Origin of the sequence: Acinetobacter indicus (assembly GCF_009914475.1) — a bacterium.
GTDB classification, from domain to species: Bacteria; Pseudomonadota; Gammaproteobacteria; order Pseudomonadales; family Moraxellaceae; genus Acinetobacter; species Acinetobacter indicus.
Genome location: NZ_CP045198.1, coordinates 2,204,677 through 2,228,060, shown reverse-complemented (window position 1 = coordinate 2,228,060; position 23,384 = coordinate 2,204,677). Strand labels below are relative to the sequence as shown.

Here is a 23,384-nt window from a genome sequence, read left to right as displayed (position 1 = left end):
ATTAACCTCAGATTAAACTACAAGCTGAATATCGAAATCATCTGGTTTGATCTCATCAGATGGCTCCAATACTGGCTTTGGATCAGTTTTGATTGGGAGAGTATTATCTATTTCAAATGCGATTCTGCAAGTGTGGTTGCTTGGCAAAATTGAAATTTTTGACTTGGTTGGGGTCTGTACAAAACTCGTAGGGTAGGCGATCTCAAATGGAATTGTTGGAAGATCACTATCTTTATATGCTGGATGCGAAGCTGAAGGAAAGTAAACAATCCAGGTGCGTAATTTTGTCTCGTCATCGTAGGTAGAATAGTTATCTTTTATATTTTTTAAGGTCATATAACCTTTTTCACAATAGGCTGATAGAACCTGATCTTGATGACCTAATGCTAGGTTACCGGTCATAAAGATAATTTGTATCTTCTTGGCTGTATTCTCAATACGAGGTTGGCTTTCGTTATGGAAAACCCAACCCGGATCAGATTTTCTAAGTAGTAGAGCTAGCTGTTCACCAATTTTACCCCAACGGCTAATAAATCTGGCTTTATTGAAAACTGTATTGGTTCTAAAGTCAGCATCACCAATCATAATAGCTTCTCTTACTAAATCAAGATCAGGTAAACCGAGATTTTTCACTATAAGGTTTGCTTCTGTACCAGTAAAGAAGTCACATGGTGTGGGTTCAGACGGCTGGATCGATTCTTCATCAAGAAGATTAAAATTCATAACGGAAATATCCTAAAGAGTAGCGAATGACCTTTTTATAACATCATTTGATGTTTAAAAAAAGACATTTATTAAAAACTGTGATAGATTTCTCTCAAAACGACATTATTACAATTGAGGGAATGCAAATGAGTAGTTTCTTTATTAATCATAAAAACTGTCCCGAATGTGGGGCAAGAATCAAGGGTTACTATTACTACTGCGGTAAGTGCGGTAATGATGATGTTACTGATTGGAAGTTAAGTGGCCTTACCTTCCTGATTGTAGGTGTCATATTTTTCTTAATAATATATTTTGTAATGCAGAATTTTTGTGAAAACTCTTTTTTTTTACAGGCACCATTTTGCAAATATTGATAAGTTAGATTACCTCCAATAACCTATAGGTGAAATATCCTAAAAAGACGTCAATCGGTTATAGTTTGGATACCTTAAAATATAAGTTATTGATATTAATCTTATTTTTAATAGAATGTATTATGTTTTTTAGGAAAATTAAAAGTTATTACTAATCCATAAGGGGATTAAAAAATCATGTCATTCAAATACGACTTAGATAAATTATTAGATCCTTGTGGAATAGAAAAGCTCCATAAAACTATCACTAGAATTACAAAACCTAGGAATGAATATAGTGCTATGAGTTCTGCTATGGAAGCTCTTGAGAAAGCTACTCAGCCTTGGAACAAAAACAGTGTTATTGGCGCTGCTATGGCCAACGTAGCAGGACCGTGGGATCATAAAAGTGCTGCTATGGAAGCTCTTGAGAAAGCTACTCAGCCTTGGAACAGAAACAGTGTTATTGGCGCTGCTATGGCCAACGTAGCAGGACCGTGGGATCATAAAAGTGCTGCTATGGAAGCTCTTGAGAAAGCTACTCAGCCTTGGAACAGAAACAGTGTTATTGGCGCTGCTATGGCCAACGTGGCAGGACCGTGGGATCATAAAAGTTCTGCTATGGAAGCTCTTGAGAAAGCTACTCAGCCTTGGAACAAAAACAGTGTTATTGGCGCTGCTATGGCCAACGTAGCAGGACCGTGGGATCATAAAAGTTCTGCTATGGAAGCTCTTGAGAAAGCTACTCAGCCTTGGAACAGAAACAGTGTTATTGGCGCTGCTATGGCCAACGTGGCAGGACCGTGGGATCATAAAAGTTCTGCTATGGAAGCTCTTGAGAAAGCTACTCAGCCTTGGAACAGAAACAGTGTTATTGGCGCTGCTATGGCCAACGTAGCAGGACCGTGGGATCATAAAAGTGCTGCCATGGAAGCTATAAAAAAATATGCCTCATCTATAACAATTAATGAATCATTAGGTCTAGAAGCGGATACACAAAAAATTCTAGCAGCAACTACTCTAATGCCAGATTTAAAAACTAAAATTCAAAGTCTTCATCATAAAATTTCAAATGATTTATGGTTAGAAAGACAAAATTTAATAAATAGAGATTCTACTTTTATTCAGAATAATAAAAACATTACTGATAATTTTAACCAGTTATACGGACAAGAACTCCATATAGATAAAGATGCAGCTCAAGCTATAGATTCAGTTATCCATGATACAGATGCACTAAATATAGCGTCTGAACTAATTGATATAGGAATTTTTGATACATCAAGTGGATCAATTATTTATGATTATTTTAAAAACACACCTGAACCACAAAGAAATAATATTTTTATTAATTTTGTTATACCAATAATTTTAACAATAGCTATGTCGATCTCATCAGAAATAGAACTTATTCAATCTAATAAAAATCAGATAGTAAATTCCATAAATAATATTAAAGGTCATGCGGTATTAACATCTAACAGCTTCTTAAGAGCGACACCCGATGGAGAAAATATTTTAGAAATTGAAAAAAATACATTAATTGAAGTATATAAAACTGATAATTTACCTACAGGATGGGTATTAGTAAAATTAAATAAAGATAATATTGATATAAAAGGATATTTAAATATTTCTGATATTAAACCACTTATAGATTAGAGTTAATTATAAGTTAGCTTCCTTTAAAATAATGGTAGTTATATGAATTTTTAAAATATAGTAAAAGGTGGCTTTTAGCTCAACTACGGATATTTATGAAGTTAAAACTTAGAGACATAACGATATTTAATCGTATATTTGGTGCAGAAGGTGGATATCTTCTAGATTTTAGTGATAGAACCCTTATCCATTTCTTTGATGAAGAGTTAAATATTGACATTGATAATGAACAGTACAAAGAAGATGGGACAAGTAAAGCTAAGCGTGTGCGCTGTCTTCTCAAAAAAGTCGATGCAGATACCGCTTTGCATGTTTTAGATAAATTATGGTCATACCGTATGTCTTTAGATCCGTCTAGTGCAACTAGAGATCTAGCTGAATACAATGCTCTGATCGTAAGTATAAAATCTTTAGATAAAAATTTATCAGCTAGATTGCCATCGGTAATTCCACCCAAAAACTCATTCAGTGACATTGATTACACACATTTAATATCCGAAATGGATAGGATTAAACTGTTACCCCCTCATCCTCGTGGATATGCATTTGAACTATGGTTAAATGAGCTATTTAAAGTATTCAAAATGGATCCAAAAGGGAGCTTTAGAAATACAGGGGAACAAATAGACGGTAGTTTTAGAGTGGATGGGGCTTACTATTTAATGGAAGCAAAATGGCATAGTAAAGAAACGCCAGCTAGTGATCTACACGCATTCCAAGGTAAGCTTAATGGAAAGGCTTCATGGACTAGAGGTGTTTTTATCAGTTGGCAAGGTTTTAGTAGTGATGGTTTAACTGCTTTTGGAAATGGTAATAGAATTGTTTGTATTTCAGGTAGAGATATACATCAATGTCTGAAATCAAAGATACCTTTTCCTGTCTTATTGGAGGCAAAGCTAAGACATGCATCTGAAACAGGGGAGTGTTACATTGCCTATGAATATATTAGAAATCTCCCTAAGCCTTAGATATAAGTCACTACAAGGATATTTTTATTATTTAACATAAAATCTCTCGGGCTATGGGGAGATTCATGCCGCGCGGCAGTTAAAAGAAGTCCGCTGTAAAATAAAAAATGCCATTGCAGCAAGCACGGGGGGCAATGTGAGTATGTCGAAGAAAATCGCCAACTTTCTGCCATCGCTCTGGTTACTCATGTGTTTAACAGTAAAGCTGATCTGTATTTATCCCAATTAGACCATGACACTGTGGACCTGTTTATTCAGGCACTACAAGATGACTTTATCCTGATCAATCATTATGGAGAAGCATTCGGTCATACCCGAATTCATGAATCATTTTTAAAGTTACGTTTGGAAGAATTTAAACTTATAGCCCTGGTTTTAGCCTTCAAGGCACAACAACAGACTGGGTCAAGTGAATTTCAACAGCAGAGGGTGGAAGGCTAATACCAGCGATCTATAAAAATGGTAGAAAGAGGGTACTGTTGCAAATAGGGACCTAAGTCGATGATATTCGCTTCAAAAAAGCTTAGACACACTTCACCCTGATGTTGGCCATAATAAAATGACGAAATTTATCCTTTAAGGCCATATGGCTGATCTGATTGTTCACCTTGACTTATTAAAATCGTGGAACATTGATCAAATAGTAAGCGTGGAACGTAATAAATCATAAAAAAGCCCAGATTGGAGAAAAGGGGCTTTAAAGATTGTATTATACCATTGAAAAATAAAGAAAAAATATAAGAATTTCGTATAAGGTGTATTATGTTAATTTTAGAGAAACTACTAAATTATATTGAGTTGTAAATATTTGAAAATTCCGTTAAGATATTTTGGATTAAATTCTATTGCTAGATAGCATTCGTGTTGACTCATCTCTCCAAAAAACTTTGGTTTTGTTTTCTTATGATTTTTGCCATAGGATGGAGTAGTGTGTCTGTTGCATCAGTAAAGATAATGCATATCAATATGCAAACTGAAATGAGCCAAGATCATTGTTTAGATCAAGCACAGCAAGTCACTCAACATGGTATTAATCACGAAGTACAGACGAATACCGATTGCCATAATCATTTAGCTCTTAATCAGAATATAGATCACAAAAAGTGTCAGGAATGTTCTAGCTTATCCTGCCAGACACAGATCTCATGTCTTCATTCTTTGCAAAGCTCGCTAGATCCCCTAGATACCTTCTATTCTATAGATCAGCCTAATTTTTATTACCCCAACCAATATCTAAATGGGTATTGGCAAGAAATTTCACGTCCCCCTAAAGCTTAACCAATTTTTTTAAAATTTATTTATTTTTCAAAAATTAAGGTTAAGTTATGTCTCATAAAATTAGTTCGTACCTATTAGCAGGTATTTGTTTTGCATCGTCGCCTTTGGTTTTTGCCGAAGTGCGTGAATATCAGCTTGTTATTGATGAAGCAGTGGTCAGCCCAACTGGAAAGCCTGTAAAGCGCATTACCGTAAATGGTCAATTTCCTGCGCCTTTGCTTGAGTTTGAAGAGGGTGATGAAGCCATCATTCGCGTGAAAAATAATTTAAAAAACCAAGATTCTTCTATTCATTGGCACGGACTGTTGTTGCCGGGCATTATGGATGGTGTACCGGGATTTAATGGTTTTAACGGTATTAAGCCTCAAAGCGAGTATGTTTATAAATTCAAGATTCGCCAAAGCGGGACTTATTGGTATCACGCTCATTCTAAAGGACAGGAACAGGACGGCTTATATGGTTCTTTTGTGATTTATCCAAAAGGTAAAACACCATTGGCAGCACATGAAAAAGCTGAACGTGACTATGTGGTGATGTTGTCAGATTTTCATGAAAAAACCAGTGATCAAATTCAGAAAGATCTTAAAATTTCAGCTGAATATTATCAAGATCAGCGTGAAACCTTGGGTGATGTTTGGAAGCAGGTTAAACGTGATGGCATAAAAGCGACATGGTCTGACCGCAAAATGTGGAATCAGATGCGTATGCTAAAAACCGACATGTCGGATGTTACAGGTTATACCTTCCTCATTAATGGCAAAACACCTGAACAAAATTGGACAGGAATGTTTAAACCGAATGAAAAAATTCGCCTACGTTTTGTGAATGCATCTGCGATGTCTTTCTACGATGTCCGTATTCCTAACTTGAAAATGACTGTGGTCAGTGCTGATGGTCAGCCTGTAAAACCTGTTGCTGTGGATGAGTTTCGTATTGGCACAGCTGAAACTTATGATGTGATTGTGGAGCCAAAAGGCGGACATTATCAAATTGAAGCTGAGTCAATTGACCGTTCAGGCTATGCGATTGGTACACTGCACAATGAACTAAATCCTATGACACATGGCATTCATATGCCTGCACCACGTCCACGCTCACTTTTGACCATGGAAGATATGGGACATGGTGGCGGTGATCATGCAGGAATGGATCATTCGAAAATGAACCACGGCAATATGCAAGGCATGGATCACTCGAAAATGGATCATTCAAAAATGAACCATGGCGATATGCAAGGCATGGATCACTCGAAAATGGATCATTCAAAAATGAACCATGGCGATATGCAAGGCATGGATCACTCGAAAATGGATCATTCACAGCATGGCACAGCAAAACCACAAGAAAATGATCAAGTGGTTTATGGTTGGGCAAATGCATCTACACCTGCGGGCAATAAAGCCTTGCAATATAGTGATTTAAAATCTTTAGAACCGCAAAAAGATACTCGTGAAGCTAGCAGTGAATTAGTAGTGCGTTTGGGCGGTACTATGGAGCGTTATATTTGGACGATTAACGGTAAAAAATTCAGCGATGCTGAGCCATTAAAAGTGAAGTATGGCGAGCGTATCCGTATCAAATTTATTAATGATAGTATGATGGCGCACCCCATGCATTTACATGGCATGTTTATGCAGTTGGAGAATGGTCAAGAGTCGGTAGATATGCCGAATAAACACACATTGATTGTACCACCGGGTAAAACAGTGACTGCTTTATTAACTGCGGATGAGTTGGGCGAATGGGCAATCCATTGTCATTTGTTGTATCACATGAGTGCAGGAATGATGAACAAGTTGATCGTGGCAAATGTTAGCGATGAACAAGTGTCTACAACGCCAATTCAAGGTACAAATTCGACTCAAACTCACCAAGTAACTGAGCAAAAAGGAGCTGGACATGCACATCACTAATTTTGTATTTAAAGCGTTTTTTTCTGTTGCGGTATTGAGTTTAACAAGCTTAAGTTTGGCGCACGAAGGGCATCATTCAACTGCTCAGACTGATGGAAAAAATGTACCATCAATGAATCATCAAGCGATGTCTGAGATGGATCATTCACAGCATTCTCCACAAGAGCATGCACAACACATGCAGATGATGGGGAAAATGAATCATACTGCACATTCAGCACCGATGAACCATCAACATGCAGGTCATCAGCCAATGCATCACAAATCAACAGAGAAACAGCAAGATCAAAAAGTACAGAAAGGAGATCAACATGCGCACCATTAATCTTTTTTCTAAAACTGTTTTAGCAAGCTCTTTGTTGATGGTCAGTGCAGTGAGTTTGGCACATAATGGTGAAGATCATAGTGCGCCTGAAAAAATGACAGTTGCTACATCTTCTAGTCAAAATCAGCCGATGCAAATGGATCGCTCTCAAATGAACCATAGCCAAATGAATCAGGCACAACATCAGGCAACATCTACGGTTAATCATTTACATCATGTACCAGATGCGAATGCTCAGCAGAGTTCGCATTATGATCATCGCTCAGAACACGGTGCGCAAATTTATGCGATTACGACAGTGGACAATAAGTGGCTTGTCAATGAAGATGGCACAGGTGATTTAAAGTCAGAGTTTGAAACCCGTATTGGCACAGATGAAAATAAGGTTTTTATTAAAATTCATGCCGATAAAGAAGAATCGCATGATGCACATTATGATGCCAAACTTTTATATAGCCGTATGATTTCAGACTTTTGGGATGCACAGATTGGTGCACGTTATCGTAGTGAAAAAGTTGAACTCAATGATCATCGCAAAGACACCGAAGAAAATGTTGATGCGGTGATTGGCTTACATGGTATGGCGCCATATTTCTTTGAAACTGATGCTTATCTCTATGCGGGAGAAGACAATTATGCGGGCTTTAGCCTAGAAACGGAACGTGATTTTCTGATTACGCAAAAGTTGATTATTCAACCTTATTTAGAGTTGGATGCTATCTTTAGTGATGACTCTAAATATGCGAAAAAAACTGGTTTAAGCAGTGCAACCGCAGGGTTTGAAACTCGCTATGAAATCAGTAAAAAGATCATGCCGTATATCGACATTGCCTATGAGTATTCAAAAGGTAATGATGAAACGTCGTGGCAAATAGAATCAAACTCTGAGAAAGGTTGGTTATATGGAGCTGGTGTTAGATTTAGATTTTAATTAATTTAATGATTACTAAATAGCTTTATTTAAATAAAACTCTAGCTTAATGTGGCCGGAAGCAAAATGTTAACTTATTTTGCTTCCTTCCATTTAACATAATGGCTGTTATGCGAAGTCGACTTGTAATGCAATTTGCATTACAATATTCCTAGTACATTAAATACTTGGGAAATATGATGGCTACTGTTAACTTCAGGATCGATGAAGCCCTTAAAGAAAAATCTTATTCAATCCTTAAAGAGCAAGGTATTACACCTACGGATTTCTTCACTAGTATTCTTGAGTATGTTGCTACGACTGGGAAACTGCCTGTCAAAAAAGCTTTGCTTTCAGAAGAAGATGAAGAATTATTAGCTCTTGTCCGTAAGCGCATTAATGATCCTAAAGAGATGTTTGAGGAAGTCACATTAGATGACTTATAAGCTTTTACGTCACAAGGACTTTACAGCAGAATGGGAAAAACTCCCTGTTGCTATACGAGATCAATTTAAAAAGAAACTAGCCAAAGTCATAGAGCAGCCACATATTCCAAAGAATATGCTTAGAGGCGATCTTGCAGGTTGCTATAAAATCAAATTATTAAAAGCTGGTGTCCGACTTGTCTATCAAGTTAAAGATGATCAGGTAGTTATCCTGCTCATTACCGTCGGAAAACGAGCTGATAGCATAGTTTATGACGAAGCGAAAAAGCGAATTAAAGACTAAAAATGGGAGCTTAAAGCTCCCATTTTTGGCTTCGTATAAGGTGTATTATGTTAATTTTAGGAAAGGCTCTAGACTAGCAGAATGATTATGTTAGTCTAGAGCCATATAATTAACATTATTGAAGTATTTTACATGGCAATTTTTCGACATTCTTCTGCACACTGACGGCAAGCCTCAGCACATTTTTTACAATGATCATGTGAATGTTTTTCACACTCTTCCGCACAATATTCACAGATCTTAGCACAAAGCTCACAAATCTCTTTGAGGAAAGGTGAGTTATGTTGTTGCATACGCACACATAACTGACAAATATCTGCACATTCTAGACAACGTTGAATACATTCACGCATCATCTCTAAATCTTTTTCTTTTAAACAAGAAGTTGCACATTCAGTACAAATAAGTGAACAGTTTGTACATGCAGAAATACACTCTGAAAATTCCGTATTAATCATTTTTTACTCTCAATTTATATAATCAAAGAAATAATTAAAACATAATTTTTTTCTACTAATTATTTTAAATTATTAGTAAATGTAATACATAATGTTAATTTATATGAATAATGTTAATTTTACCTAAATCTTATTTATATTCCAAATTATTAAAAAACTGTTTTTAATTAGGATAGGGTAATCCCCCCTAAAAATAATAGGATCTAAAAGTAGAATTTTCTCTTAAGATACGAGCAGGAGATTCTGCATGAAAACATCTAAATTTACTGACAGTCAGATCATGTCCATCTTGAAACAGGCAGAATCTGGCACACCTGTAGCGACCCTTTGCCGTGAACACGGCATGAGTAATGCTACCTTTTATAAATGGCGTGCCAAATATGGTGGTATGGATACATCATTAATGGCTCGACTGAAAGAGCTAGAAGCCGAAAATACCAGACTTAAAAAGATGTATGCGGAAGAGCGATTAAAGGCCGAAATCATCCAGGAAGCGATGGCAATGAGCAGCACTGCTGCGCAAGGGTAAAGCCATCTTGCCGGCGTAAGATGGCACAACAGGCAGTTGCCCAGCATGCCATTAGTATTCGTTTGGCTTGTAAAGCATTTGGCATTAGTGAAACCTGCTACCGCTATCAAGCCAAACTCAGCGATGACAATGCACTCATTGCTGAACAGCTCATTGAACTCACTGAGGAAAATTCCGATTGGGGCTTTGGTTTGTGCTTCTCGTATTTACGGCATGTTGAGAGTTGCTGCTGGAATCACAAGCGGGTTTACCGCATTTACTGTGAGTTGGCACTGAATCTGCGTATTAAACCGAGAAGAAGACTAAAACGGCATGCGCCTGAACCATTGAAGGAACCAATCCGAGAAAATCAGGTTTGGTCATTAGATTTTATGCATGATCAGCTTTCCGATGGTCGCAAGTTTCGATTATTGAATGTGATTGATGATTACCGCCGCGAAGGCCTAGCCATTGAAGCAGGGTTCTCATTGCCCACAATCAGGGTTATTCGTACGTTGAATCAATTGCTGGAGTGGAGAGAAAAACCGTTAGTGATCCGATGCGATAATGGTCCCGAATTTATCAGTCACGAATTTGTGCGCTGGGCGACTGAGCACGGTATTCGTATTGAATATATTCAACCGGGTAAGCCACAGCAGAATGCGTATATTGAACGCTATAATCGGACCATACGTTATAGTTGGCTGAGCAAGCATTTATTTGATACTTTGGATGAAGTACAAGATTATGCAACAAACTGGTTGTGGCATTACAACCATGAAAGACCACACCAAGCAAACAAAGGAAGGCCACCTCTAATGGCTGCTTAACCTCTACTTTTAACTTCGGTTATTTATGGGAGGATTACCACCCCTCATATACTGTAGATAAAGTAGGCATTCCAAATCGTAAGAATATTGCTAAAGCATTAGATACTTACAATGCGTATAGCCCTCAAGTTAAAAAAAACTTACATAGCTATATCCAAACCTTGGGCTTACCTATGGATGCAAATGGTAAATACACGATTACAGACGAAGAGTCCTTAAAGAATTTTGTATATGCCATCCAAGAGCGTTTTTACACAACACAAGCATCTACAGAAAAGCGTTTAGCTCAGGCTTATGTTCCAGTTTAGTATATTTATTTTTCATAGCTTCCGAATTAACACTAAATTTCAGTGAGATAAAAAGTGTAAATTTTTAAGTATTTTTTATTGAATTTTTACAAAATACAATACATAATACATTAAGTTTTTGAAATATATATATTAATTATAATTTGGTATGTATATCCGTTTTGACACACTCTAAAGCAGAAATTGATAAAAACCCTTTGTTTTGGCAAAGGGTTTTTTATTGCCTGTGTGAAAAGTAGGATAGATCAATTGAGGAAAACGATAAAAACTTCAATGGAGATAGAATATTTAAATCTGTATTTCCGATTATTTTTATAAAAAAGTACTGTTTTACCGATTTACATCAGTTTTGTATTCTAGCTTCACAAGATAAGCAATCCCCACAACGCACTGAGGAATACAAAATGAGTTTAATCAATACCCAAGTGAAAGCCTTTAACGCTACTGCTTACCAGAATGGTCAATTCATTGAAGTGTCTGAGCAGGACATGATCGGTAAATGGTCGGTGGTATTTTTCTATCCTGCAGACTTTACCTTTGTCTGTCCAACCGAATTAGGCGATCTGGCTGATCATTATGCTGAATTCCAGAAAATGGGCGTTGAAATTTATGGCGTATCCACTGATACCCACTTCACCCATAAAGCCTGGCACGATACTTCAGACGTGATTGGTAAAATCCAGTATCCGCTGATTGGCGATCCAACCTGGACTCTGGCAAAAAACTTTGAAGTGTTAATTGAGGCTGAAGGTCTGGCTGACCGTGGTACTTTCGTGATTGATCCGGAAGGTACCATCCAGATCGTTGAAATTAACGCTGGCGGTATTGGCCGTGATGCCCAGGAACTGCTACGTAAAGTCAAAGCAGCGCAATATGTCCATGCACACCCAGGTGAAGTTTGCCCGGCAAAATGGAAAGAAGGTGAAGCAACGCTTGCACCGTCAATCGACCTGGTCGGTAAAATCTAATCCAGTTGCATTTATCTTCTGATGAAAATCCAGAACTCCGCTTCTGGATTTTTTTTGTCTGTTGAAAGAGAAACCAAGCAGAATCCGGATGCGCCTGGATGATTCTATTCTTGCAATGCAGTATGCCAGATTTGCGCTAGCTGGCCGCACCGCAAAGGCTTAACATGAAACGATCAATTCTCCTTGCAGGCGCAGGACAGTATGAAAAAAATAATTGGTTTATATCGAAATAAAAACATGCACTGGGTCGGTGATGGTTTTCCGGTACAGAACCTGTTTGCTTATGACCGTTTAGGTCAGGCCATCAGCCCGTTTTTAATGCTCGACTATGCTGCGCCTTATCCGTTTGAGGCAACGACAGCGCAGCGTGGTGTGGGTTCACATCCGCATCGTGGCTTTGAAACCGTGACTCTGGCCTATCAGGGCGCCGTCACCCATCAAGATTCGGCCGGTGGCGGGGGCACCATTCAGACGGGTGATGTGCAGTGGATGACAGCCGGTGCCGGCGTGGTGCATGAAGAGTTTCATTCTGCCGATTTTACCGAAGCCGGTGGACTGTTTGAAATGGTCCAGCTCTGGGTCAATTTGCCAGCCAAAGACAAAATGACCACGCCGCGTTATCAGGCCATTGCCGCTGCCGATATTCCCCGAATTGAACTGGACGATGCCGCCGGGCACCTCCGGGTGATTGCCGGGAACTATTTAGGTCACACCGGGCCGGCACAGACCTTTAGTCCGGTCAATGTCTGGGATGGTAGCTTGCACAAAGATGCGCAAACCTTTGTGCATGTTCCGGTGACTCACAATGTCCTGCTGGTGGTGCTAAAAGGCGAGCTGCTGGTGAATGGCACTCAACAGGTGCAGGACAGTTCTATCGTGATGTTTGCCCGCGATGCCGAGCCGATCATTCAGTTGCAGGCGCAGCAGGAAACACAGTTTTTAATTCTGACCGGTGAGCCATTAAATGAGCCAATTCAAGGCCATGGTCCTTTTGTGATGAACAGCAAACAGGAAATTATTCAGGCCTTTGAGGACTTTCATTCTGGTAAGTTTGGCCAAATTCCGCTGCAAAGCTAAGCATTCAGCGATCCTGCTGCGAAAAGAAAAAAGCCTCTGATAAAAATCAGAGGCTTTCTTGTTATTGCGCTGTTAAGTTTCTTGTTTTATCTCATTTGTATCATTATCTGTAATGATTTTATGTGATGTGGTTGTCATTCTTGTGTGGAGCGTATACTAGCGGAAAGCACGCACTTTGTAAAACAACTATTCTAAAACTGGTTAATTTATACCTATTGTTTTTAAATGATTTTTAAAAATTAATAAATAAAATTTCAGGTATTTCTTATATTTACACGGGGCTTGAAAATACGTTAAAAAATGTAACAGAAGTGGCATTTTAGAACTTTATTACACTTTGTAAAAAGGGTGAATCTGGTAGTTTTTAATAGCTCATTTTGGCAAGGCATGGTTCATAATTTCGGTCAATGTTTTCATTAACGGATAAGACGTTTTGGATATTGCAGTCATCGGTAGTGGCATGGCTGGGCTAGCTACCGCAAGAATTCTTAAAGATGCAGGGCATAACATTACAATTTTTGAAGCTCTGCCTGGACGTGGAATGGACAGCCACAGTACTGAGTTTGAAGGCGGTTTAATTGACGCACCGCTGCGGGTCATGAATCCGCATTTGTGGAAAAACACACTCAGTTTAGCCACCTATCTGGGTATTCCGACCTTCCCGGTACGGACCTATATGGCCTGTAGCTGGTTATTTGAAGACCGGACCGAAACCTGGTTAACCACCTCGCGTACGCGTATCGGGAATTTCCCGATTATCAATAACCGTAAAGGCTTGCAGCAATACGGCTGGCGTCTGGTTAAAGGCATGTTGCAGTTAAAAACGGCAATTGCCAAATTCTTCCGGTCGAAGAATCAGGACATTACCCTGGCTGAGTTCATCAACCAGAATGAAATTGAAGAAGTGTTCTGGCATGGCGCGGTAATGCCGGTGCTGTACACCATCTGTACCTGTAACCCGAAAACCATTGGCGAATGGCCAGCGAAGCCGCTGTTGACCTTCTTGCGTCAATTGACCGATGGTGATGCGCTGTTGCGTATTCAGGGTGGCACTCCGGCGCTGGTGAATAAGCTGATTGAAGGTATTCATATCAAGAGTGGTTCACCCATCACCCATATTAGCCAGCAAGATGATCAGGTCTATGTCAAAAATGCCGAAGGCGAAACTGCGGTATTTGACCGTGTGGTGGTGGCCACCCCAACCACCAATATCGAGAACTTCCTCGATCGTGAACAGTTTGCCGAAGATATTGCCTTGTTAAAGCAGTTCAAGTTTGAACAGGGCGAACTGGTGATTCATACCGATAGCACAGTGATGCCGCCAAAACGCAAAGACTGGTCGGTACTGAGCTATATGATGGACCGCAAGTTTACCCGTCAGCAATTTACTGTCTGGCTAAACTCGATTGAGCCATCGCTGGTCGGTAAAACGCCGGTGTTCCAGACCTGGCGTCCGGTCACGCCTATTGATCCGAAGAAAGTTATTTCTTCTGTCACCCTGACCCGTGCGGTGGTGGATTCAAAAACCGTGGCATTGAACAAAGAATTGCAACAGCGTCATAAAGTGGCTGATCGCAAGGTGTTCTTCTGTGGTTCATGGTCATGTGACGGCTTGCCAATTTTAGAATCAGCCGTGACTTCAGCCATGCATATTGCAGAAATTTTTGGTGCACCGTTGCCGTTTGTGGGCTTAAAACCTAAAGTAGAGGTTGCTCCCCAACTCGGCTACTAATCTATGCGCTGGCTTCAGGCAATTTTTCGACAGGCTCCTTCCCATAAATATGCAATCAATGCAGCGCTTTTGGGAGATCCTGCCGAGTTGCCCTGGAGCAATCTGGGCTATTGGCACTCATCTGCACAGGACTATCCGGCGGCGTGCCAGCAGCTGGCCGATCATTTGGCCGAAGCCGTTCAGTTGCAATCCACAGATCGTCTGCTCGATTTAGGCTGTGGACAGGGCGCCAGCCTGTTGCACTGGCAACAGCATTATCAACTTTCAAATATTACCGCCGTTGAACTGCAAACGACCTGTGTCGAGCAGATTCAAGCGCGCTGGCCAGAGCTGCCCATCTATGCGCAGTCTTTTTTAAATTTAAAAAATCTCATACCTCTGGCGCCATTTGATGTGGTGCTGTGTATTGATGCGGCCTATCATCATGCTTTGAATTCATTTCTGGATGCCGTGCAACCGGTTTTAAATTCAAAAGGCCGTCTGGGTTTTCACACCCTGATATTGTCACCGCAGTTTTTAAAATCAAATACATTACAACAGCATTCTTATCGCGCTTTATTAAAGGCGGCGGATGTGTCGTTGCCGGAACTGAAAACCGCAGTACAACTGGAGCAGTGTTTGCAGGAACGTGGTTTTACCCAGATTCAGATTGAAGATTTATCTGCACCAGTGTTAAACGGATTTGCCGAATATATCCAGCAGCTGCACTGGCCGCAGCACAGTCCAGGTCTGGACCGGATCAAGATTGCCATGACCGCAAAGCTGTGCCGACGTTTATATAAAGATGGCTGGGTGAGATATGTGCAAGTGACCGCACACACGCAATAAAGCAGAAAAAATAGCGCCATAAAAACAACAAAGGCCCACTAAAATAGCGAGCCTAAGAAAATGGTGCCGGCACACGGATTCGAACTGTGGACCTACTGATTACAAGTCAGTTGCTCTACCAACTGAGCTATGCCGGCATTGTGGAGTTGCATTTTACAGATTTTTAATTCGGGCGCAAGCGAAAAAATAAGCAATTAAAAGTAGGCGACAGGCGCTGTTTTATTTTTATCCAGCTCTTGTTTTCGCGCTTAAACATCGTGGAAGAGGCAAGTTTCTGCTCAAGACAACAATAGCTCACGTTCAGGGCGAGCTATTGTTTTGAATTTAAAATAAAGGGGGGTTAAGTGCCGCAGAGGCGTGCTACTTGCTCCTTAAAATACGGTCTAAATCTTGTGCACATTCTTCAAGGGTAAAAGCCATATCGAGTTGCATTTGTGGTTTGAGTTCGTTGGCGAGAGATCTCCACTGCTCAATAAGTTTAAGGGCTTTTTGAATTTTATGTCGATTGAGGTCTTTGGCGATGGTGGGGGTATAACCACCACGTTTGGCATTTTTAATTTGTTTGACATAATTTGCGCTGTTATTCATGCTCGCTCCCGAATAGCAGTTTTTTGACTGATTGGCTTTAAACATCTTTTTTGGCACGATTAAATGAAGAATATTTTTTAAGTTAATAGTTTTAAACAGTTGTTTATTTTGCCTATTGTTCTCCTTGTTCTGTTTAGGTCTGTGTTTAACATAGCACAATGCTTGCTGCTGTAAAGCTTGCGAATTCTATGCCACTTTTTACTGTTTTAGCATGAGATGATGACTTTTTGTTGACATCTGTGGTTTAAAAACAGGTTGGAACTGTGGCAGGCTGTAACTTTCACATATATGCGGGCAGGATGGCATAACCCGAAGATCATGCTTAACAACCCAAGAGATGAACGGGGAGTCAGAAAAATTGATGCTATTTTCAGCAAAGCCTGAGATGGTGCTGGAAAAATAAGCGCTACAAGTCAATGAATTTATCAATATAGTTTTGAATTTGATAGAAAAAGTCTATCTCAGGTTTCCTATTTTATCTGTGTTAAAAACTTGACCATCCATTTAAATTTTAGGGAAGCAGATGCGATAGAGGCTCTGCTTTTTCAACTATAAATTTAAATTCAAAAGCTGATGAATTTAAAACTTAGCGGATGTATTCAGGCTCAAGTTTTTAAATTCAAAAAAATAAAAGTACTGTTGTTATTTTAAAATCTAATCCAGAAACAATCAGATAATTTCACTGTCTGGAACTGAATAATTTTGAAAAAGCAGAAAAGTCGAAGCATAAAAAAAGACCCAAATTTTACAATTTGAGTCTTTTTAAACATTCTGGCGGTGAGAGAGGGATTCGAACCCTCGATACGCGTCAACGTATACACACTTTCCAGGCGTGCTCCTTCAGCCACTCGGACACCTCACCATAGGCCGTGGATAATACCCAAAAAAAGTCACTCTGCCAAGCTGAAACAATTGATTTGCGGAAAAACTTTTGGGCTGGTGCTATTATGCGCAAAAATACGCTCTATCCATGAAGACATTCTATGCAAAGTACTGCAAAAAAAGCCGCCCTGCCTGTGATTACCCTCGCGGCACTGGGCGTAGTTTTTGGTGACATTGGAACGAGTCCACTCTATGCCTTGCGTCAATGTTTCCTGACCGCACATCTGGCCATTTCTGAAGGTAGTGTTCTGGGGATTTTATCGCTGATTTTCTGGTGCATGATGCTGACCATCAGCTTTAAATACGTCACCATCATTATGCGCGCAGACAACAACGGCGAAGGCGGAATCATGTCGCTGCTGGCCTTAAACCTGCGTACCACCCGTATTTCTGAACAGAAGAAAATCTACCTGATTGCACTGGGCTTTATTGGTGCATCGCTGTTTTTTGGTGATGGGATTATTACCCCGGCCATTTCGGTGCTGTCGGCGATTGAAGGGCTGAGTATTGCCACCCCGATGTTTAACCAGTGGCTGATTCCCTTATCTATCGGGATTCTGGCCGGACTGTTTCTGGTGCAGCGTCATGGTACCGGCATCATGGGCACCTTCTTTGGGCCGTTGACCCTGCTCTGGTTCCTGTCGATTGGTGGGATGGGGCTGTGGAGTATTATCCAGACGCCGTATGTGCTGGCGATGGTTAGTCCGCACTGGGCCATTAACTTTGTGCTGGAACAGCCTTATGTGGCCTTTTTAACCATGGGCGCAGTCATTTTGACCATGACCGGTGGTGAAGCGATTTATGCCGATATGGGGCATTTTGGCCGCTTGCCGATCCGGATGGCCTGGTTTGTGATTGTGCTGCCATGTCTGTTATTGAATTACGCCGGACAGGGCGCCTTGTTGCTGCGTGATCCGGATGCGATTACCAATCCTTTCTATCTGCTGGTGCCGGACTGGGGTCTGTATCCGATGATTGCGCTGGCCACGGCTGCGGCGGTGATTGCCTCACAGGCGGTAATTACCGGTGTATTTTCGATGGTCAATCAGGCTATTCAGCTGCGTTATTTGCCGCGTTTATCGGTCAAGCATACCTCAGAAGTGGAACAGGGCCAGATTTATTTGCCGTTCATTAACTGGGTACTGTTTGTATCGGTGGTGATTCTGATTCTGCTGTTCGAAAACAGTGCCAATCTGGCCAGTGCCTATGGCGTGGCGGTGACCATGACCATGCTCTGCGGCACCATTTTAATTTCCATTCTGGCCTATGGTTTCTGGCGCTGGCCGGTGTGGAAAGTGCTGCTGTTTGCACTGCCTTTTTTAATTCTGGATCTGATTTTTGTCGGTTCAACCTCACTGAAAATTGTCGCCGGTGGCTGGGTACCAATTTTAATTGGTGCCATTGTATTTACCCTCCTGATGACCTGGAAAGATGGCCGTGCCTTGCTGATTCATCATCTGGAAAAAGATGCCTTGCCGATTGAGCTGTTTATTAAAAGTATCAGCATGGGCAATGACACCAAATTTGTGCCGGGTGAAGCGGTATTCTTGACTGGTACGCCGAATATCGTGCCACATGCGATGTTGCATAACATCAAGCACAACAAGGTGCTGCATGAGCGTAATATTATGGTCACGGTGGTGACACGTGATATTCCGTATGTGCCGCAAGAAGAGCGGGTACAGATTGAACGGCTGGATGAACGTTTTTACCGGATTTTTATCTATTACGGTTTTAAAGATCAGCCAAATATTCCGCGCGCGTTAAAGCAGGCCTATGATGAATTGGGCTTTGAATTCGACATGATGCAAATGAGCTTCTTTATTTCACGTGAACGCATTATCAGCACAGTCGGCGAAGGCATGGCACCGTGGCGGGAAAAGCTGTTTATTTCGATGCAGCGCAATACCAGTCCGGTCAGTGACTTCTACCAGATTCCGACCAACCGGGTTGTGGAGCTGGGCAGTCAAATCCAGATCTGATGCAACGGCGTGGTCTCAACGCAACTGCAATAAAAAAACCAGAGCATAGCTCTGGTTTTTTTGGAGGATAAAAGCCTAAAACAGGTCTTTAATTGGCTTCATTCAGGCTTGGGGCTTCAGGTAAGGCTTGAACAGGCGCTTGCATTTGCTCGGCGCCAGCTTCAGGTGCGGCCTGAATAGCAGGGTCTGCCATTGGTGCTGCTTCTGGTGCAGCGGCTAAGGCTTCCTGGGTAACATCGGTTTCGGCTTCTATACCATTCACCGGCGCTTCAGCTGAGGAGTCCATCATGGGCGCTGCATTCTGGGCGGCTTCCGCTGCAGGTGCAGTCAACTCTGCTGCGGGTGGTTCAGTAATAGGCTGTGCGCCCTGGGCCAACGGATCAGTTGACTGGCCAGCCGGTACCGGTTGTGAGGTCAGCGCTGATGCATCGGGTGCAACCGCTTGTACCGGAGCATCATGGCCTGGTACCTGGGCGGGTGCATCTGCCGGAATCACATCCAGCTGCGGATTGGTCGGCATCGGCTGAACCACTTGCGGATTGGCTTCAGAGACAATGCGCACCTGACCGCTGGCCACGATATCCTGCAATGAACCCGGCTGACCATTAACCGTGGTCACCACTTTGGCTTTCGATAAGCTTTCCAGGGTATCACCCGGTTGAATGGGAGGTTCGGCAAAGGCAGTTGCACTCATTAAACCGGTAATCAGGCCGGCACCCAGTAATTTGGAATACATAGATTCCTCCATCAAATTTTTATCACACGATTTTTTCGTGAACTACCTTGGCATATAACACTGGCCTGACGCAACGCAGCACACTGAAAGCCATCCAGACTTATCATAAACTGTGTTAAAACTCTGACAGACTGTTACACAGTCACCGCCTGTACAGCGGTTTATTGTCTAATTGTTAAGCGAACAACAGCCAGAACATATACAAGCTGCAGACCCCTTGTTAAGCTCGGCCAATATGTGATTCTTATAGTTTTTAGCAGTGTAATGGCCAGAAAAAAGCGCAGTACAAATCCGCCTCTCTTTCCCTTTTTTCATCAAGGAAGTTTAAAAGTTGTTTTAGGTGTGGTGGCCGCTGGCAGTTTCGCGATTGCCTTTGGACAGGAAAAAATCAGCCAGTGGATGTCCTTGACACCAAGCACTTCGAATAGTGCCTGTCTGGAACAATTTTACCGTGATGTGCCGCCGTATTTAATTAAAGACAGCCTGCGCAAAGACAGTTATCCGCTGTGCTTTAATGGTTTTAACGTGATGTATTCCGGCGTGTCCAAAACCCCGCTGTGGGTGGCTGAAAGTCTGACCCCGGCGCGTTTAAGCCAGAAAATTCCCCGTGAAGACAGTTTCCATGAAGAAGAGCGGGTGAGAGAGCAGCACCGCGCGACCTTAGCGGATTATCGCGGTTCAGGCTATGACCGCGGACATATGGCGCCAAATGCCGATATGTCCAATAAAGCGGCGCAATACGACAGTTTCTCGCTGGCCAATATGGTGCCGCAAGCGCCGAAGAATAATCAGCAGGTCTGGCGTGAACTGGAAGAAGCCACCCGTGCGCTGGTGACCAAGCATAAACAGGATGTGTATGTCATTACCGGGCCGACTTTTAGTGGCAAAAAACTGAAAGCGATTGGTAATGGGGTGATTGTTCCAACCTCGGTGTATAAAGCCATTTACTTACCTAAAACCGGCGCAATTGGCGCCTACTATGCACCGAATGACAATTCCCTGCAGGTCAAGGTGGTCAGCGTCTGTTATTTAGAAGAACAGTTGGGCATTAACCTGTTTCCGCAGCTGACCGAAGAGCAAAAACGCAATACCTATAAATTGCCGCTGACCGCCAACGCGGTAAAAGCCAATAAACCACTGGAATATTCGCATTGGGATGCAGAAAGCCAGTGTGCTGAAGATGTTGCTCCGGAGCAGCTACAGGCCTTACAGCGTCAGTTTAAATCGGGAGGTAGCACGGCCACTGCCAGTGGTACAACCTTGGATGCCGAAACCCAGGATGCCATCATTAAGCAGTTGATTGAGGCCTTGTTGCACTATATCTTACAGTTAATGAATAAAAGCTGATCAGCACATATAAACGGCAGGATGAGCAATTGATCCTGCCACAACAACCAGCATTACGGCCGAGGTGGGTATGTTTAAACCGTTTCAACATGGGACAGAATCTCATGCCATTCATGATCTGACTGTCGAGAATGATCTGGACTGCGTGAATGTCTATGGCAATTTACAGCTCACCAAGGACCAGGCGGGTCTGGCTGCGGCTAAAGCCTTGCAGGCACTGCTGAATGAGGTGGTTGCGGCTCTGGAAAAAGAGCCAAATCTGCCTGAAAAAGTCCAGCGTACCGAAGTACGGGAAATCGAAAATCCTTTTCTTTGACATTCTTCCTGTCTTAGAGGACAGGGTTTTTACGCTCTAACTAATAAACTGTTCATTTAAAATATAAAAAAGCCCACCGAAGTGAGCTTGTAGGACGTGCAGCAAGATTAGTCCTTCTTGCCAACCACTTTATAAATCACCGCGCCAATTACCGCACCAATCATTGGTGCAACCCAGAATAACCAGAGCTGGCTTAAGGCTGCAGTTTCTGCAAAGAACGCTACACCGGTACTACGGGCCGGGTTGACTGAGGTGTTGGTGACCGGAATACTGATTAAGTGAATCAGGGTTAAGGCCAGACCAATTGCAATTGGCGCAAAACCGGCCGGCGCACGCTGATCGGTAGCGCCTAAAATAATAATCAGGAAAAAGGCGGTTAAGACAATTTCAATGATCAGTGCTGAAACGAGTGAATATTGCCCCGGGGATAATTCACCAAAACCATTGCTGGCAAAACCACCGGTGCCGCTAAAACCGGCCTGACCCTGGACAATCAGGTATAAAATCCAGGCCGCGACGACAGCACCCAATACCTGGGCAACGATATACGGGAGCAGTTCTTTGGCTTCAAAACGGCCGCCGGCCCATAAGCCCAGACTCACCGCCAGGTTAAAGTGACCGCCTGAAATATGCCCCAGGGCATAGGCCGCGGTTAAAACGGTTAAACCAAAGGCAATCGATACGCCAACAAAGCCAATGCCCAGTTCAGGGGAAGGCTGCAGCCAGCACGGCACTACCACAGCCGCCGAATACCAGCCAGAAGGTCCCCAGAAATTCTGCACAATATTTATTCATTTTCATGTCTTCAGAATTTTATTTATGTGATGAAAATTATAAAGTGTGAAATATATCACACTATTTTTGTAAAATACTCTTTTTTTATACGCTTCAAATTAAACTAAAAAGATGAAAGATTGATTAAGTTGTTCTGACGCCATTGCTGTGGAGTGTGTTGGGTCCATTGTTTAAAGGCACGCTGAAAGGCACTCTGTTCCGAATAGCCGAGCAGCAGGGCAATTTCCTGCAGGCTTAAATGTGGATCTTTTAAATATTGTTCGGCCAGTAAGCAGCGCACTTCCTGAATCCGTTGCTGATAGGTGGTGCCTTGTTGCTGTAAATGCCGTTGTAGCTGCCGTACTGACAAATTCAGCTGTTGGGCAATATGCTCAATCTGGTACATATTGCGTTGTAAACCGGTCAGAATCGCTTGCTGTAAACGGTGATCAATCTGGGTGGAGTTTGGCAGTTTTTCCAGCAGTGCCTTGGCCTGTTGAAGCAATAAATGCTGTAAGGTCTGATCTCCCTGATAAAAGGGTTTCGACAGTTCCTGCAATGGCATCAGCACCTGGGTTTTTTCCTGGGAAAAACGTACCTTGCAATGAAAATACTGCTCATACAGCGCCACATGCCGTGGCGCCGGATTCTGGAAATGTACTTCATGCAGGCAAATATCCTGAAACTCCATAAAATGTTTCAGGAATTCCACCATCAGCGCAATGGCAATTTCATTGGTCAGTTGCGTGGTCATGGTCGGCGGCAGATCAGCCCAGCGAATGGAGAGATAATTGCCTTGCACTTCCACCTGTAACGGACTGCCGTCATACACCAGCCGGTGAAAGTCATGATAGCGTTGCAACGCTTCACCCAGATTGTCACAGGACAGGGCAATATAGGCAATAATGCCCAGATGTTTGGGCTGCACCAGCGCGGCAATTTCTAGTCCCAACGCCGGACGCTGTAGCTGCTGTTCCAGTTCGGTCAGCAAGTCGCGCCAGAGAATATAATCAAAACGTTCCTGATGTTGAACCTGCTGTAATTTTTCTGGAACCGGCAGCTGTTGTGCTTGATAAAAGTCGTACAGCAACTGGGCCAAGCCGCCATAAATCGAGCCGGTATAATCCTTTATCCGTTGCATAGCTTGTCATTTTATTCTTGTCGTGATTTGTCAATCATATTCAATTTTTCCGTCAATATCTAGCCT

At 42.0% G+C, this 23,384-nt stretch carries 21 protein-coding genes, 2 tRNA genes and 2 pseudogenes; 17 read left to right on the top strand and 8 right to left on the bottom strand.

What is annotated here, in order from left to right:
* Positions 1-12 precede the first annotated feature (12 nt).
* Complete coding sequence (locus tag GA693_RS11045) at positions 13-723, bottom strand: hypothetical protein (protein ID WP_104988053.1); 711 nt, start codon at positions 721-723, stop codon at positions 13-15.
* A 533-nt stretch (positions 724-1,256) separates the two neighbouring features.
* On the opposite strand from GA693_RS11045, the gene GA693_RS11040 reads away from it, so the two are divergent.
* From GA693_RS11040 to GA693_RS11005, 8 genes are all read left to right on the top strand, one after another.
* Entirely contained in the window at positions 1,257-2,720 is a 1,464-nt protein-coding gene (locus tag GA693_RS11040; protein WP_160246262.1) for a hypothetical protein, read from the top strand.
* A 95-nt stretch (positions 2,721-2,815) separates the two neighbouring features.
* Complete coding sequence (locus tag GA693_RS11035) at positions 2,816-3,688, top strand: restriction endonuclease (RefSeq protein ID WP_104988056.1); 873 nt, start codon at positions 2,816-2,818, stop codon at positions 3,686-3,688.
* A 189-nt stretch (positions 3,689-3,877) separates the two neighbouring features.
* On the top strand, positions 3,878-4,129 hold the full coding sequence (locus GA693_RS11030) for a DUF4041 domain-containing protein (RefSeq protein WP_104988057.1): 252 nt from the start codon (positions 3,878-3,880) through the stop codon (positions 4,127-4,129).
* Positions 4,130-5,013: 884 nt separating this feature from the next.
* On the top strand, positions 5,014-6,879 hold the full coding sequence (locus GA693_RS11025; RefSeq protein WP_104988058.1) for a copper resistance system multicopper oxidase: 1,866 nt from the start codon (positions 5,014-5,016) through the stop codon (positions 6,877-6,879).
* Complete coding sequence (locus GA693_RS11020) at positions 6,866-7,204, top strand: hypothetical protein (RefSeq protein ID WP_104988059.1); 339 nt, start codon at positions 6,866-6,868, stop codon at positions 7,202-7,204. The genes GA693_RS11025 and GA693_RS11020 overlap by 14 nt, the downstream gene beginning before the upstream one ends.
* On the top strand, positions 7,191-8,135 hold the full coding sequence (locus GA693_RS11015; RefSeq protein ID WP_004668309.1) for a copper resistance protein B: 945 nt from the start codon (positions 7,191-7,193) through the stop codon (positions 8,133-8,135). The genes GA693_RS11020 and GA693_RS11015 overlap by 14 nt, the downstream gene beginning before the upstream one ends.
* 179 nt (positions 8,136-8,314) lie before the next feature.
* Positions 8,315-8,560 carry a type II toxin-antitoxin system RelB/DinJ family antitoxin gene (locus GA693_RS11010; RefSeq protein ID WP_104988060.1) on the top strand — a complete coding sequence of 82 codons (246 nt, stop codon included), beginning with the start codon at positions 8,315-8,317 and terminating at the stop codon, positions 8,558-8,560.
* On the top strand, positions 8,550-8,843 hold the full coding sequence (locus GA693_RS11005; protein WP_000221358.1) for a type II toxin-antitoxin system RelE family toxin: 294 nt from the start codon (positions 8,550-8,552) through the stop codon (positions 8,841-8,843). Before GA693_RS11010 ends, GA693_RS11005 begins: the two co-directional genes overlap by 11 nt.
* Positions 8,844-8,971: 128 nt before the next feature.
* Here GA693_RS11005 and GA693_RS11000 read toward each other — a convergent pair whose 3' ends face one another.
* Positions 8,972-9,301 carry a four-helix bundle copper-binding protein gene (locus tag GA693_RS11000; RefSeq protein WP_004641881.1) on the bottom strand — a complete coding sequence of 110 codons (330 nt, stop codon included), beginning with the start codon at positions 9,299-9,301 and terminating at the stop codon, positions 8,972-8,974.
* Positions 9,302-9,548: 247 nt separating this feature from the next.
* Here GA693_RS11000 and GA693_RS10995 point away from each other — a divergent pair.
* The 6 genes and pseudogenes from GA693_RS10995 (at position 9,549) to GA693_RS10975 (ending at position 15,552) form a co-directional block, all read left to right on the top strand.
* Positions 9,549-10,639, top strand: a pseudogene (locus GA693_RS10995) (IS3 family transposase).
* Positions 10,640-10,812: 173 nt separating this feature from the next.
* Positions 10,813-10,947 carry a hypothetical protein gene (locus tag GA693_RS14970; RefSeq protein ID WP_257221849.1) on the top strand — a complete coding sequence of 45 codons (135 nt, stop codon included), beginning with the start codon at positions 10,813-10,815 and terminating at the stop codon, positions 10,945-10,947.
* A 404-nt stretch (positions 10,948-11,351) separates the two neighbouring features.
* Positions 11,352-11,915 (top strand): alkyl hydroperoxide reductase subunit C, encoded by a 564-nt coding sequence (gene ahpC, locus GA693_RS10990; protein ID WP_005180661.1) that lies wholly within the window; start codon positions 11,352-11,354, stop codon positions 11,913-11,915.
* 201 nt (positions 11,916-12,116) lie between these two features.
* Positions 12,117-12,992 carry a pirin family protein gene (locus tag GA693_RS10985; RefSeq protein ID WP_160240883.1) on the top strand — a complete coding sequence of 292 codons (876 nt, stop codon included), beginning with the start codon at positions 12,117-12,119 and terminating at the stop codon, positions 12,990-12,992.
* A 433-nt stretch (positions 12,993-13,425) separates the two neighbouring features.
* Positions 13,426-14,724, top strand: a complete 1,299-nt coding sequence (locus GA693_RS10980) for an FAD-dependent oxidoreductase (protein ID WP_034598019.1) — start codon at positions 13,426-13,428, stop codon at positions 14,722-14,724.
* 3 nt (positions 14,725-14,727) lie between these two features.
* Positions 14,728-15,552, top strand: a complete 825-nt coding sequence (locus GA693_RS10975) for an SAM-dependent methyltransferase (protein WP_160240884.1) — start codon at positions 14,728-14,730, stop codon at positions 15,550-15,552.
* 61 nt (positions 15,553-15,613) lie between these two features.
* On the opposite strand, the gene GA693_RS10970 is transcribed toward GA693_RS10975, so the two are convergent.
* The 3 genes from GA693_RS10970 to GA693_RS10960 all read right to left on the bottom strand — a co-directional run bounded on the left by GA693_RS10970 (position 15,614) and on the right by GA693_RS10960 (position 17,002).
* A tRNA-Thr gene (locus tag GA693_RS10970) sits at positions 15,614-15,689 on the bottom strand.
* Between the two features lie 223 nt (positions 15,690-15,912).
* Entirely contained in the window at positions 15,913-16,140 is a 228-nt protein-coding gene (locus tag GA693_RS10965) for a hypothetical protein (RefSeq protein WP_005180651.1), read from the bottom strand.
* Between the two features lie 772 nt (positions 16,141-16,912).
* A tRNA-Ser gene (locus GA693_RS10960) sits at positions 16,913-17,002 on the bottom strand.
* Between the two features lie 121 nt (positions 17,003-17,123).
* Here GA693_RS10960 and GA693_RS10955 point away from each other — a divergent pair.
* Positions 17,124-19,004: a potassium transporter Kup gene (locus GA693_RS10955; protein WP_160240885.1), complete on the top strand. Its 1,881-nt coding sequence runs from the start codon at positions 17,124-17,126 to the stop codon at positions 19,002-19,004.
* A gap of 88 nt (positions 19,005-19,092) precedes the next feature.
* Here the strand turns inward: GA693_RS10955 and GA693_RS10950 are convergent, their stop codons facing one another.
* Complete coding sequence (locus GA693_RS10950; RefSeq protein ID WP_104513219.1) at positions 19,093-19,740, bottom strand: hypothetical protein; 648 nt, start codon at positions 19,738-19,740, stop codon at positions 19,093-19,095.
* A gap of 264 nt (positions 19,741-20,004) precedes the next feature.
* On the opposite strand from GA693_RS10950, the gene GA693_RS10945 reads away from it, so the two are divergent.
* Together GA693_RS10945 and GA693_RS10940 are read left to right on the top strand one after the other, a co-directional pair.
* Complete coding sequence (locus GA693_RS10945) at positions 20,005-21,087, top strand: DNA/RNA non-specific endonuclease (RefSeq protein ID WP_005180613.1); 1,083 nt, start codon at positions 20,005-20,007, stop codon at positions 21,085-21,087.
* A gap of 70 nt (positions 21,088-21,157) precedes the next feature.
* The gene (locus tag GA693_RS10940) at positions 21,158-21,403 is read left to right on the top strand and encodes a hypothetical protein (protein ID WP_005180612.1); all 246 of its coding nucleotides are present in this window, start codon (positions 21,158-21,160) and stop codon (positions 21,401-21,403) included.
* A 107-nt stretch (positions 21,404-21,510) separates the two neighbouring features.
* Here GA693_RS10940 and aqpZ read toward each other — a convergent pair.
* Both aqpZ and GA693_RS10930 read right to left on the bottom strand, forming a co-directional pair.
* Positions 21,511-22,198, bottom strand: a pseudogene (aqpZ, locus tag GA693_RS10935) (aquaporin Z).
* 103 nt (positions 22,199-22,301) lie between these two features.
* A complete protein-coding gene (locus GA693_RS10930) occupies positions 22,302-23,318 on the bottom strand; it encodes an AraC family transcriptional regulator (protein WP_005180609.1) in 1,017 nt (338 codons plus the stop codon).
* Positions 23,319-23,384: the final 66 nt, after the last annotated feature.